This is a genomic window from Maribacter aestuarii (assembly GCF_027474845.2).
Lineage (GTDB): Bacteria > Bacteroidota > Bacteroidia > Flavobacteriales > Flavobacteriaceae > Maribacter > Maribacter aestuarii.
Genome location: NZ_CP107031.2, coordinates 816,006 through 830,144, shown reverse-complemented (window position 1 = coordinate 830,144; position 14,139 = coordinate 816,006). Strand labels below are relative to the sequence as shown.

The window sequence follows — 14,139 nt, the reverse complement described above, 5'->3', positions numbered from 1 at the left end:
CCAAGCGGAAGTTTGGGCTTTATTTATGGCTAATACCAGATATAAATATGCTCTATGCTAAATAGCTACCACTCCCTTAATATGTGGATGGGGATTGTAATCTACAAGCGTGAAATCATCGAACTTAAAATCAAATATATTTCTTACCTCCGGATTAAGAATCATTTTTGGAAGTGGTCTGGGTTCCCTACTTAACTGAAGCTCTACCTGCTCCATGTGGTTGTTGTATATGTGGGCATCTCCAAACGTATGGATAAAATCCCCAGGCTCATAACCACATACTTGCGCCATCATCATGGTAAATAAGGCATAAGACGCTATGTTAAAGGGAACACCTAAAAAGATATCGGCACTTCTTTGATATAGTTGACACGAAAGTTTACCGTCAGCGACATAAAATTGAAAAAAGGCATGACAAGGCGGTAAGGCCGCTTTTCCGTTGGCCACATTTTCAGAGAACGATTTAGAGGTATTCGGCAGTACGCCTGGATTCCAAGCGGAGACCAGCATTCTTCTACTATTGGGATTGTTTTTCAGGGAATTGATAACCTCTTGGATTTGATCAATATCGTCACCGTTCCAATTGCGCCATTGATGGCCGTAAACCGGTCCTAAGTCACCATTCTCATCTGCCCACTCATTCCATATACGTACACCATTTTCCTTAAGGTAATCAATATTGGTATCGCCTTTAAGAAACCACAACAGTTCGTACACAATGGACTTTAAGTGCAACTTTTTCGTAGTAACCATAGGAAATCCTTCGCTGAGGTCAAACCGCATTTGGTAGCCAAAAACGCTTTTGGTCCCCGTTCCTGTGCGGTCTCCTTTTTGGTTTCCTTCAGCTAAAACATGTTTAAGTAAATCGTGGTATTGTTTCATAAGTCCCAAGCCTTCCTAAGGGCATATTCCCTTTGGTTAAGTTTTGTAAAAATAGGAAAAGCCTATTGCCCTTTTGTCAAAGTCTGATAGGCTTTTATTAAAAATTATTAACCAAAGATTTAAGCACCCGTTTTGCGGGGTAGATGGCTTCACCCCAAAATCATACCTGCTATGGTCGCAGATAATAGGGAGGCCAAAGAACCGCCTAGTACCGCTTTCATTCCAAACTCTGAAAGGGTTTTTCTCTGACCCGGAGCCAGGGAACCAATCCCGCCAATCTGTATGCCTATAGAAGCGAAATTTGCAAATCCGCATAACATATAGGTTGCCATAATGATGGATTTATTGAACTTTAAGTGTGGCAGAGTTGTCATATCCTTTAATTCCGCCAGTTGAATGTAGCCTACGAATTCACTGGCCGCAAGCTTAATACCCAATAACTGACCCATGAGCATGATATCCTCATTGGCAACACCTATTAACCACATCAGTGGTGCGAATATGGTCCCTAAGATGGCTTCCAGCGAAAATTTCTGATAAGAGGTATTATTCGCAATCCAACCATTCAGGCTTGTAAGGTCTCCCGTCCATTCCAAAATGCCATTAATCATTGCAATGATGGCGACAAAAACCAATAACATGGCCCCAACATTTACGGCTAGTTTCAATCCTTCCGTAGTTCCATTGGCAATTGCATCCAAAATATTGGAACCTATTTTTTCTGAGGAAACACTAACGTCCGTATTTATGGTTTCCGTCTGTGGATATAACATTTTAGAAATAACAATTGCACCTGGGGCCGCCATGACCGAAGCCGCCAATAAATGTTTGGCAAACACAAGCTGTAGCACTTCGTCCTCACCTCCCAAAAATCCAATATAGGCCGCAAGTACCGCTCCGGCAACAGTAGCCATTCCTCCGATCATTACTAAAAGAATTTCTGAGCGGTTCATTTTTTCCAAATAGGCCTTAATCAAAAGTGGGGCCTCCGTTTGGCCAAGAAATATATTTCCGGCAACGGATAAGCTTTCTGCACCTGAGATACCCAGACTCTTGGACAATAACCAAGCTAGGCCTTTTACAACCTTTTGTATAATTCCTAAGTAGAACAATAAAGACGTTAGCGCTGAAAAGAAAATAATGGTAGGTAATACCTGAAAGGCGAAAATATAACCAAAAGTATTGGTGTCTACGACAAGGCCTTCAAAAAGGAATTTACTTCCCGCCCGGGTAAACTCCAGAATACTCACGAATACTTTACCAATCTGTTCGAAAACGAGTTGAACAAAAGGAACCTTTAAAACTCCTATGGCAATAATCAATTGCAAAGAGAGTCCTATTCCAACGGTTCTCCAATTTATTGCCCTTCTATTTGAACTGGATAAAAATGCAATTCCCATCAGCACCAGCATTCCTAAAATGCCACGCCACAGGCTATTTATGGAGAAACCTTCGTTCTCAACCACTGTAACAGAGGTTGGGGTTTCAATGTCGTTAAGGGTAATGGTGTCCACGGAATTTGAGATTGTATCAATTCCTACTGGGGTCTGAGAGAAGGTGTTAAGGGAGCAAATTAGGGCAAGAATAATGAACAGTAACCAAGTACTTTTTTTCATGTAGCGGTATTTGTACTTTAGTTTCTTTTGGAAATCTCATCCCTTAGTTTGGCCGCCTTCTCATAATCTTCATTGGCAACGGCCTTTTTGAGTTCTTTTTCAAGTTCCTCTATACTTAATTCTTGGTAGCCGTCCGAGGCACCTGACTCTATCTCAACAGTTTCGCCTTCTTGTAGAATTTCATCTACCATAATACTATCGTCATTTTTCTTTTCTTTGTCCTTTGTTGAGAATTTTAAAAAGATGCCAGCCTTGTCCAAAATGGTTTTATAGGTAAAAATAGGGGCGTTAAATCTGAGGGCTAAAGCAATGGCGTCACTCGTACGGGCGTCTATAATTTCTTCTATTCCGTCCCTTTCACAGATTATACTCGAATAAAAAACACCGTCTACTAATTTATGTATGATGACCTGTTTGATGACAATATCAAAACGGTCGGAAAAATTCTTAAAAAGGTCATGTGTAAGTGGTCTGGGAGGCTTAATTTCCTTTTCTAACGCAATCGCGATAGACTGAGCCTCAAAAGCACCGATGACAATGGGGAGTTTGCGGTCTCCTTCAACTTCATTCAATATAAGGGCATATGCGCCATTTTGGGTTTGGCTATAAGAAATCCCTTTTATTTTTAATCGTACTAGACTCATAGGTTTTATTAACTAAAAAAGGCTGTTCAAAATACTTGGGACGCCAACTATTTGAACAGCCCTTTCGGGGCACAAATTAACAAAAATTAAGCGTTTTGGGCTTTAAATTCCTTTAATTTTTCTATCAATTCGGGTACTACTTCAAAGGCATCTCCTACTATTCCATAATCCGCAGCTTTAAAAAAGGGCGCTTCAGGATCGGTATTGATGACTACTTTGGTTTTGGAGGCACTAACCCCCGCAAGATGTTGAATTGCACCTGATATTCCAATAGCAATATAAAGATTACTTGCTACGGGTTTTCCTGTTTGCCCTACATGCTCACCATGAGGTCTCCAACCCAAATCCGACACTGGCTTTGAGCAAGCGGTTGCAGCTCCCAAAACATCGGCCAATTCTTCTATCATTTCCCAGTTTTCAGGACCCTTTAAACCTCTACCCGCGGATACTACTATATCAGCGTCGGCTATGGTTGCCTTTCCAACCACCTTGTCGATGTCCACAGATTTAGTGGTAAACGCATCATCATCCAAAGAAACTAAAAAATCTTCTAATGAAACTTCAACCTTATTTTCAATTACACCGAAGGCGTTATTGGACACACCAATTATTTTTATATCGGACTTAATCTCGGTATGCGCAAATCCCTTGTTACTGAAAGCCGTTCTTTTTACTTTAAAGGGACTAGTGCCCTCAGGTGCTTCTACCACATTAGGGACATATCCGGCTTCCAATGATGCCGCCAAAAGTGGCGCCATATATTTAGTATCCGCGCTTGAACTTACTATAATTACGCTCGCACTTTCTTTTTGTGCAGCTTGTGAGATAGCTTGGGCATACGCCTTAGCATTAAATGTAGCCAATGCATCATTTTTAATGTTAAGCACCTTGCTGATTCCATAGGTACCCAACTCTTCGTTCGAATTAGAGTTGATAGCAATTGCAGTGGCAGTCGTGCCCAACTGCTTCGCAACGGACGCTGCATAGGATGCTACTTCAAAGGCATTCTTTTTGAATTTTCCGTTTTCGGACTCTGTATATACTAGTACTGACATTTTTTTAATTTTTGATTCTTAAATTATGGCAAGTAAACTGACTAAATGACCTTGGCCTCATTATGGAGCAAGTTCACCAATTCATCTACATTATCTGCCAATTTTACAGTTCCTTTTGGTGCGGGCTTATCAAATTTGATATCCGTTGTTTTTATGGCCGTATCTATGGGTTCTACAACATTGAGTTTTTTCTGTCGTGCTTGCATAATGCCACGCATGTTAGGAATTCTTAAATCGCTTTCTTCAACTAGGCCTTTTTGTCCGCCTACTACGAGTGGTAAGCTAGTGCTCAAGGTTTCCTTTCCACCATCAATTTCCCTGATTGCAGTAGCCTTATCGCCGTCCACTTCAAGACTGATGCAGGTATTTACAAAATTCATATCCAAAAGGGATGCAAGGATACCGGGAACCATTCCACCATTGTAATCAATGGATTCCCTTCCTCCAATAATCAAGTCATAATCTCCATCCTTTACAACCTGAGCCAATTGTTGGGCAACGAAAAATCCATCCGTGGGTTCTGCATTGACACGGATGGCTTCGTCCGCACCAATGGCCAGGGCTTTTCTCATGGTAGGTTCAACATTGGCCCCGCCAACAGTCGCAATATGCACCGTTGCACCTTGTTTTTCCTTAAACCACATAGCTCTTGTTAACCCAAATTCATCATTAGGATTAATGACGAACTGTACGCCGTTAGTATCGAATTTAGTATCACCATCAGTGAAATTTATTTTAGAAGTAGTGTCCGGAACATTACTTATACAAACTAATATTTTCATTAATCAAATGCTTTTAAAATGATGGTCACGAAGATAACTATTAATTTCGAAATTTACTATGCATGCATAGTAAATTTTATTGCTTTTTTGATTCTGCCAAAGGATATTTTGATATATAATTTGCTATTTTTGCTTGCTTTCAATCCAACAATTATTTACAGAAATGAAAACACTACAATTTAGAGAAGCGATAGCTGAAGCTATGTCCGAGGAGATGCGCAGGGATGAGTCCATTTATTTAATGGGAGAGGAAGTTGCGGAATATAATGGCGCTTATAAAGCTTCTAAAGGAATGTTGGATGAATTTGGAGCCAAACGGGTTGTTGACACGCCTATTTCAGAACTAGGTTTTGCCGGGGTTGCTGTTGGTTCTACCATGACGGGTAACCGACCTATAGTGGAATTTATGACCTTCAACTTTGCTTTGGTAGGGATTGACCAAATTATAAACAATGCGGCCAAAATAAGACAAATGTCCGGCGGGCAATTTCCGTGTCCAATTGTTTTTAGGGGCCCTACGGCTTCTGCAGGTCAGTTGGCAGCAACGCATTCACAGGCTTTTGAAAGCTGGTATGCCAATTGCCCTGGTTTAAAGGTAATTGTTCCATCCAATCCCGCTGATGCGAAAGGGCTTTTAAAAGCCGCTATCCGTGATGACGATCCGGTCATTTTCATGGAATCTGAACAAATGTACGGGGATAAGGGGGAGGTCCCTGAAGGGGATTACGTAATACCAATTGGTGTTGCGGATATTCGCAGGGAAGGTAAAGATGTTACCATAGTTTCTTTTGGGAAGATTATTAAGGAAGCGGACAAAGCTGCGGATGAGTTGGAAAAGGAAGGAATTAGTTGTGAGATCATAGATTTACGTACCGTAAAACCTATGGATTATGATGCCATATTAAAGTCTGTCAAAAAAACGAATCGCTTGGTGGTATTGGAAGAGGCCTGGCCTTTTGGGAATGTAGCTACGGAAATCACTTATCACGTTCAGGCACATGCTTTTGACTATCTGGACGCTCCAATCGTAAAAATTAATACGGCAGATACGCCTGCGCCATATTCTCCGGTTTTGTTAGAGGAGTGGTTGCCCAATCATAAGGATGTTGTTAACGCCGTTAAAAAAGTGTTATATAAATAATCGGTATCCTTTGTAAAAGTATCTTAGCTTCTTCGACCAAGGTTGAAGAAGCTTTTTTTTGATATGTTAATTGCGACGTAGCTTCTTTGGAATACATCATCATTCATGAAACAAACCTTAATTTCCCTTTTCATTTTATTTTCAATTCTAGTGCATTCACAGACCAAGGTTGGCGGAATTGTGGTGGATGAAGCTGGCGAGCCTGTGGCCTTCGCAAACATACTTTTTAAAAATTCTACAGAGGGGACCATTACCAATGACGACGGTAGATTCTATTTGGAATCCGATAACAATCATGAGGTGCTTGTAATTTCTTTTATTGGATTTGATAATGTTGAGATGCCACTGACTACCAGGGTGATGTACAATATGAAAATCACACTGATAGAGGCTACGGAACAGCTAAACGAGGTAATCCTGATTTCAGGAAAACAATCAAAAAAAATAATCCTGCGGTAGATATACTTCGCAAAATTTGGGCCAAGAAACGGGAAAATGGAGTGCGTAAGTTTAATCAGTATGCATTCGATAAATATGAAAAGGTAGAGTTTGATCTGAACACTATAGATAGTGCCTTGATGAAACGAAAGATATTCAAAGGGCTTGAGTTTATTTTTCAAGATTTGGATACTTCAAGAATTACTGGGAAAACGTATTTGCCCATCTTTTTGAACGAGACATTTTCAAAAGTTTACGGAGATAACATCCTAAAGGAAGAAAAGGAAGAAATATTGGGAAACAAGAACTCTGGGTTCGAGAACAATCAAGCGATAATAGCTTTCGTAAAGGACTTGTACCAGAGTTATGATATCTATGACAACTATCTAAAGTTTTTTGATAAAAGCTTTACCAGCCCACTCTCGCGGACAGGTGTGGACACCTACAACTACGCCCTGCGGGACAGCGCATTTATCGATAACAAATGGTGTTACAACATCGTTTATTACCCTAGACGGAAGAACGAGCTCACCTTTAAAGGTGATTTTTGGGTGAACGATTCCACATGGGCCATCAAGAATATCAACCTTGAAGTTACCAAAAGCGCTAACATCAACTGGGTAAAGGAGATTTACATAGAACAGGATTTTAACGTGGTAAACGATTCTGTCTTTCTATTGAAAAGGGATTATATGCTTAGTGATTTTAGTTTTCAAAAGAAAGAGGAATCAAGAGGTGTCTACGGGAAACGAACAACAGTTTTTGATAACTATAAATTTAATGACCCTAAGCCAAACGAATTTTATAGGAGAGACATAAATCCGTTGGATATTGATGTCATTGTAAAGGACGATGCTTTTTGGGAAAAGAACCGCTTGGAATCCTTGAACAAGGACGAGGCAGGGATTTACAAACTTTTGGACACACTAAAAACGGTGCCCAAATTCAAGTCTTACTATAATTTGGTGAGTATACTAGGTTCCGGATATGTAGAAATCGATAAATGGAATCTTGATGTTGGAACCATCTATGATTTTTTTGGGTACAACGATGCCGAAGGGCCACGGGTCCGTATTGGGGCTAGGACTTATTTTGGACAAAATGATCCTTGGCGTTTAGAAGGGTATACCGCTTACGGATTTACGGATAACAGATTTAAATACGGAATATCAGGTAAATTTTTGTTGGACCGCAAAAGCAGATTGATAGTATCCGGAGGAAATCGAAGGGATATTGAGCAGCTTGGTGTTAGTCTCACCGCCACGAACGACGTACTGGGCCGGAGTGTTGCCTCTTCATCCTTACTAACGGTCGGTGCCAATAACCGGCTAACGAATATTAATTTAAGTGCCCTTAATTTTGAAATGGAACCCATCACAAATTTCAGGGTTTCGCTAGGCGGAACATTCCGGACGTTAAGTTCTGCATTACCCAATGACTTTAGTTTAGAATATATAGATGCCGATTCCCCCACGGGAATATCTTCGGAGATTAGACAGTTTGATTTTAATACATTGTTAATATATACACCAGGAAAGAAGACCATTGGTTATGGAGTAGAGCGCAGGGATGTGAACGATACCTACAGTACCCTACTTCTGAATTTCACGAAAGGAACAGAAGGCTTGCTGGATAGCGATTTTAATTACAGCAAGCTGCAGTTTTCATACAGTCAGCCATGGCAAATTGGAGGTTTTGGTAGGTTATTGAGTACATTGGAATTGGGGAAGACTTTTGGTGAAGTGCCGCTGGGTTTACTAAGTGTGGTACCGGGGAACCAGACGTTCTTCTCTAATTATGGCACGTTCCCCAATCTGGATTTCTATGAATTTGTGACGGATACCTATGCTTCGGTTCATTTAGAACATAATTTTAATGGACGATTGTTTTCTAGGATACCTTTCATGCGTAAATTGAATCTAAGGGAAATTGTAGGATTGAGAGGGGTTTGGGGAAGTCTTTCCGTTGCGAATAGAGCGCTAAGTGCTCCGGCAACCTTAACTACACCATTGAGGGCGCCTTCGGATAAGATTTATTACGAGTATTCATTTGGGGTAGGAAACATTTTTAAAATATTCCGAATCGATTTTAATTTTAGAGGTAATTATCTAGATAACCCCGATGCAAGGCCTTTTGGTGTCACCGGAACCTTTGGCTTCAATTTTTAAGAAGATTTCGTACACGGGCAATTTGGCAAAACGAAAATCGTTTTGCTTAGAAATAATGATTTATTAAAATTCAAGAACCATGGAGGAAGTAACTTTTGACGTATTGATAGAAATACCAAAGGGCAGTAGAAATAAGTATGAGTATGATTTTACATTGAACAAGATTCGTTTTGATAGGACCTTGTTTTCCTCAATGATGTATCCGGGTGATTATGGTTTTGTTCCGGAGACATTAGCTCTGGACAAAGATCCTCTGGATGTTCTAGTGTTAGGGATAGAACCAACATATCCTATGGTGGTCATGGAAGTTAAACCAATAGGTGTTTTTCATATGGCAGATGAAAAAGGACCTGATGAGAAAATAATTTGTGTGCCCGTTTCCGACCCCATATGGAGTAGGAGGGATGATATCAGCGACTTAAATCCACATAGATTAAAGGAAATTGAGCATTTCTTTCAAGTTTATAAAGATCTAGAGAAGAAAAAGGTAGATACCGGAGGTTGGGGAGACGCTGAGGAGGCCATAAAAATTTATCACGAATGTGTAAAACGCTATGAAGAAAGCGAACATAAAAAGAAGCGCACGTTTACGATTTAAGTAACCTATTTTTAATTTTAAGCCACCTTACTTTATTGTAAGGTGGCTTTTTTTATTCTGTTCTATTTTACTACTTTAGCACCCGCTTAAAAAACTATAAATAATCAAACAAATGGAATTAATCGTAAACTATTTACCGGCATTCGGTATCCTGGCTTTGATCTTCGTATTCGTAAAGAATATATGGGTCGGCAAACAAGATGAAGGAGACGCCAAAATGGCTAGAATTGCCAAGAATATTGCCGATGGCGCAATGTCCTTCTTAAAAGCGGAGTACAAGATCCTTTCGGTCTTTGTTATAGCCGTTGCTATCTTATTGTATTTTAAGGGTAGTAATGAAACTGGTTCCCACGGTATGGTGGCACTTTCGTTTATAGTGGGCGCCATCTGTTCCGCGCTTGCAGGATTTATTGGAATGCGTGTGGCTACGAAGGCGAACGTAAGAACAACACAAGCGGCTAAAACATCATTGGGTAAGGCATTAGAAGTTGCTTTTGTCGGTGGTGCAGTAATGGGATTGGGTGTCGTTGGTCTTGGGGTTCTAGGACTCAGTGGACTGTTTATGATTTATCAAAATATATGGCCGGGTGCGGATAACCTTGGATTGGTATTGAACGTCCTTTCCGGATTCTCATTAGGAGCGTCCTCGATTGCCCTTTTCGCCCGTGTAGGTGGAGGTATTTATACCAAGGCTGCTGATGTTGGAGCGGATTTGGTTGGAAAGGTAGAAGCGGGTATTCCTGAAGATCACCCGCTGAACCCTGCTACGATCGCGGATAACGTAGGTGATAACGTTGGTGATGTTGCAGGTATGGGAGCGGATTTGTTCGAGTCCTATGTTGGTTCCATTATTGGTACCATGGTATTGGGAGCTTTTATCATTACTCCAGATTTCGCTGGTTTAGGTGCAGTATATCTTCCATTGGTGTTGGCCGCGGTAGGTATCATCATGTCCATTATCGGAACATTTTTTGTTCGGGTTAAGGATGGCGGTAACCCACAGACTGCTTTAAATATCGGTGAGTTTGGTTCTGCATTTTTAATGGTAATTGCCTCATACTTTATAATCAATGCCTTAATTCCTGAATCTGTAGAGGGTCTTCCAAGCGGAGCCATGGGAATATTTTATGCTACGTTGGCCGGTTTGATTGCTGGTCTAGGAGTTGGTAAGATTACTGAATACTATACCGGTACCGGTACAAAACCTGTGAACTCTATAGTTCGTCAATCAGAGACTGGTGCGGCTACAAACATAATTGCAGGATTGGGTGTGGGAATGATGTCTACTATGATTCCTATTTTATTAATTGCTGCGGCCATATTGATTTCACATCATTTTGCAGGTCTTTATGGTATCGCGATTGCTGCGGTAGGAATGTTAGCGAATACCGGAATTCAACTGGCGGTTGATGCTTACGGACCTATTTCCGATAACGCTGGTGGTATCGCCGAGATGGCGGAATTAGACCCGGAGGTTAGGGAGCGTACGGATAAATTGGATGCGGTAGGTAACACTACTGCTGCTATTGGAAAGGGCTTTGCGATTGCTTCTGCCGCTTTAACGGCTTTGGCGTTGTTCTCCGCCTTTATGAAGGTTGCCAATGTAAGTTCTATTGATGTTTCTAAACCTACCGTAATGGCAGGGCTGCTAGTAGGTGCAATGCTGCCTTTTGTATTCTCGGCATTGTCCATGAATGCTGTTGGTCGTGCTGCAATGGCAATGATTGAAGAAGTTCGTCGTCAGTTCAGGGATATCCCTCAATTAAAAGCTGCCTTGGAGGTTATGCGAGCGGTAGATTCAGATATGTCTAAAGCAACTCCGGAACAACGCGCGACTTTCGATGCCGCAGATGGATATGCCGAGTACGATAAGTGTGTGGATATCTCAACAAAGGCTTCTATTAAAGAAATGGTATTGCCGGGTCTTTTGGCCATAGCCGTACCCGTTGCAGTTGGATTCATTGGTGGTGCAGAAATGTTAGGAGGTCTTTTGGCCGGTGTAACTTCTGCAGGTGTGCTAATGGCTATTTTCCAATCTAACGCCGGTGGCGCTTGGGATAATGCTAAGAAAATGATAGAGTCCGATGGACGTAAAGGTTCAGATGCTCACAAGGCAGCCGTAGTTGGTGATACTGTTGGTGATCCTTTTAAGGACACCTCAGGTCCTTCTTTGAACATCTTGTTAAAATTGATGTCCGTAGTGGCATTGGTCATTGCGCCAAGTATCGCTATTAGTGGGGATACTATGACAGCTTACAACGAAGCAAAAATAAACACGGAGGTTGTTGCAAAACAAATGCAAAAGCGTGTTGAGGTTAAGATGGACAAAAATGATGATGGAAATACAACTGCTGTAATTACTACGACGACTACGGAGAACGGTGAGGAAAAGGTTACTGAACAAGTTTTTGAAGGTACCGAGGAGGAAGTAAAAGCTAAAATTGAGGCATTCAACGCTGCCTCAAAGGATGTGAAAGTTCAAGTAGAGAAAGTTGTTGAAGAAATTGAGGAAGAACGGAACTAAAATTCTTTCTTCTTTAAGAAAAGCCCTTATTCAAACTTGAATAAGGGCTTTTTTATTACTGCAATTTAAAAGTTATGGGCTGCGTAAATGGAACTTTTACTGGTGTACCCCTTTGCTTACCAGGTTTCATTTTTGGCAGTTTCTTTAAAATTCGTTCTGCTTCGTCCTCTAATAATTGATGAGGCCCTCTTTTCTTAATTGCACCAATAGTCCCATCTTTTTGTATAATGAATTGTGTGCTTACCCTACCTTGCAAGCCTATTTCCTGAGCCAATTCTGGGTATCTGAAATGTTTCTTTATATGCTTTTGCATCATTTCGTTAAAACAGGCCCTTTTGTCTTTTTCGTTCTCGCAACCAGGAAAAATTGGGACTTCTTCTATGGTAATCCAATTCACATCTACATCTTCTTCAATCTCGTCCACCTCAATTTCGTCCACCTCTAGAATTTCGGTGTCCGGATTTGCTTCCGTAGAAAGGATTTCCGTCTCCTCAATTTCTACATTATCTTCTTCTATTTTTATTTCAGGAGGTAATACTTGTTTTATTTTGGGCTTTTCAATTTTAAATTTTTCCAAGGGCTCTTCTTCAATCTCACTTTCGGAAACGATCATCGATAGGTCATAAATAGCATCCGATTCGTATGTTTTCCATTCAAGAGCAGCGAAAGTCAGTAGCATTACGATCAATAATCCAAAGACAAAATACAGGCTGCTATTTTTGTTCAAGTCTTTTTTAGGGTTCTTTTTTAGTTCCATTTTTTTAATTTTTAAGAATTAACAAGTACTTAAAGCTAAGACAAGGAATCAGGGATTGAAAGGACTACTGAGTAAAGTAGCTCTTTCATTGAGTAAAGCGAACTTAATAGGTTTCTAGGTTAACAAAAAGTATTTAGAGAAAAAATGAATAGAAATTCTCTGTGAGGATATGTAGCCCTGTTTTTTTTTAAATTTATTATTGTTCAAACAGCTTTGACTTTGGTTTCATTCACTTTCTTTGCAAAGAATTGTATTATATTCATTGATGATGGACTACAGTGACCTTACAACATTAGTAATAGCCTTTGGTCTCGGTTTATTGGTGGGTCTACAACGGCAACGCCACGAAGATGAAATGGCCGGGGTACGCACGTTTACGCTTATAGCTATTTTGGGGGTGCTTTCTGGATTTTTATCGCGTGATTTTGAAAATCCTTACTTGTTGCCGCTCATGGGTATCTCGCTAACCGCCCTCTTAGTAGTGGCCAATATCATAAAGCTCAGAAAGCTTTCAGACGCCGATATAGGGCAGACCACGGAGGTGGCCGCATTACTCATGTTCGCCATTGGTGCCTATCTGGTTATGGGTAATCAGGTTATAGGAGTTATCGTGGGTGGACTTTTGGCTATTTTATTATACGGTAAAGATCATCTTCATGATTTCATAGAAAATCTGAAGGATAAAGACCTTGCGGCCATTATGACCTTTGCAGGCATATCGCTTATCATATTGCCCATTTTACCTAATAAAACCTATGGTCCCATGGAGGTCCTCAACCCATACAATATTTGGCTCATGGTCGTTTTAATTGTGGGAATCAGCGTCGTCGGTTATTTCATTTATAAATACTTAGGAAAGAAAACAGGTATTATTTCCAATGGCATTCTAGGAGGTCTAATAAGTAGCACCGCTACTACGGTAAGTTATGCACGAAAAACGGCCGATGTCAAGAACATCAATAAAATTTCGGCCTTTATAATAACCACAGCCTCTGCAATTGCTTTGGTGAGGGTGATAATTGAGGTTAGTGTGGTCGTTCCTGAAAAACTTACCCAGCTCATTCTTCCCCTGGCGATCGAATTTTGTATAATGGCTATCATTTGTACCGTCTTATTCTATTTAATAAATAAGGACAATACCGATGATGAAATGCCGGAACCAGAAAACCCGGCACAATTCAAAAGTGCGCTTATATTTGGGTTATTGTACGGGCTTATTTTGTTGGCCGTCGCTTTCACCAAGAAGGAATTTGGAAACGAAGCACTTTATGCCGTAGCTATTATTAGTGGCTTGACGGATGTTGACGCAATTACCCTATCACTCTCGCAGCTAATGAAAGGCGATAGTTTGGCCACGACTACCGGTTGGCGATTGATTTTATTGGCCACACTTTCCAATTTACTTTTTAAGGGAATAATGGCCGCCGTATTGGGTTCTAAAGGCCTTGCCAAGTGGATTGGCATATCATTTGGACTATCTATTGTTTTTGGATTATTCATAATCTGGCTCTGGCCGAATTCATGGCACTTTTAA

General features: G+C 40.7%; 10 protein-coding genes and 1 pseudogene. 5 read left to right on the top strand and 6 right to left on the bottom strand.

The annotated features are described in order from the left end of the window. Positions 1–57: 57 nt before the first annotated feature. The 5 genes from N8A89_RS03665 to N8A89_RS03645 all read right to left on the bottom strand — a co-directional run bounded on the left by N8A89_RS03665 (position 58) and on the right by N8A89_RS03645 (position 4,979). Complete coding sequence (locus tag N8A89_RS03665) at positions 58–882, bottom strand: thymidylate synthase (RefSeq protein WP_281541034.1); 825 nt, start codon at positions 880–882, stop codon at positions 58–60. Between the two features lie 149 nt (positions 883–1,031). Beyond that, positions 1,032–2,498 carry a NupC/NupG family nucleoside CNT transporter gene (locus N8A89_RS03660; protein WP_281541033.1) on the bottom strand — a complete coding sequence of 489 codons (1,467 nt, stop codon included), beginning with the start codon at positions 2,496–2,498 and terminating at the stop codon, positions 1,032–1,034. A 17-nt stretch (positions 2,499–2,515) separates the two neighbouring features. Then, the gene (locus tag N8A89_RS03655) at positions 2,516–3,142 is read right to left on the bottom strand and encodes a bifunctional nuclease family protein (RefSeq protein WP_281541032.1); all 627 of its coding nucleotides are present in this window, start codon (positions 3,140–3,142) and stop codon (positions 2,516–2,518) included. A gap of 86 nt (positions 3,143–3,228) precedes the next feature. Continuing rightward, positions 3,229–4,197, bottom strand: coding sequence for an electron transfer flavoprotein subunit alpha/FixB family protein (locus N8A89_RS03650; protein ID WP_281541031.1), 969 nt, complete (start codon positions 4,195–4,197; stop codon positions 3,229–3,231). Positions 4,198–4,238: 41 nt separating this feature from the next. After that, complete coding sequence (locus N8A89_RS03645; protein ID WP_281541030.1) at positions 4,239–4,979, bottom strand: electron transfer flavoprotein subunit beta/FixA family protein; 741 nt, start codon at positions 4,977–4,979, stop codon at positions 4,239–4,241. A 163-nt stretch (positions 4,980–5,142) separates the two neighbouring features. Between N8A89_RS03645 and N8A89_RS03640 the strand changes: the two genes are divergently transcribed. From N8A89_RS03640 to N8A89_RS03625, 4 genes and pseudogenes are all read left to right on the top strand, one after another. Next, positions 5,143–6,120 carry a pyruvate dehydrogenase complex E1 component subunit beta gene (locus N8A89_RS03640; protein ID WP_281541029.1) on the top strand — a complete coding sequence of 326 codons (978 nt, stop codon included), beginning with the start codon at positions 5,143–5,145 and terminating at the stop codon, positions 6,118–6,120. A gap of 105 nt (positions 6,121–6,225) precedes the next feature. Further along, positions 6,226–8,726, top strand: a pseudogene (locus N8A89_RS03635) (DUF5686 family protein). A gap of 79 nt (positions 8,727–8,805) precedes the next feature. Next, positions 8,806–9,324, top strand: a complete 519-nt coding sequence (locus tag N8A89_RS03630; protein ID WP_281541028.1) for an inorganic diphosphatase — start codon at positions 8,806–8,808, stop codon at positions 9,322–9,324. Positions 9,325–9,436: 112 nt separating this feature from the next. Then, positions 9,437–11,848, top strand: a complete 2,412-nt coding sequence (locus N8A89_RS03625) for a sodium-translocating pyrophosphatase (protein ID WP_281541027.1) — start codon at positions 9,437–9,439, stop codon at positions 11,846–11,848. Between the two features lie 55 nt (positions 11,849–11,903). Here N8A89_RS03625 and N8A89_RS03620 read toward each other — a convergent pair whose 3' ends face one another. Next, positions 11,904–12,605 carry an energy transducer TonB gene (locus N8A89_RS03620; RefSeq protein WP_281541026.1) on the bottom strand — a complete coding sequence of 234 codons (702 nt, stop codon included), beginning with the start codon at positions 12,603–12,605 and terminating at the stop codon, positions 11,904–11,906. A gap of 238 nt (positions 12,606–12,843) precedes the next feature. Here N8A89_RS03620 and N8A89_RS03615 point away from each other — a divergent pair, with 238 nt between their 5' ends. Continuing rightward, positions 12,844–14,139, top strand: a complete 1,296-nt coding sequence (locus tag N8A89_RS03615; protein ID WP_281541025.1) for an MgtC/SapB family protein — start codon at positions 12,844–12,846, stop codon at positions 14,137–14,139.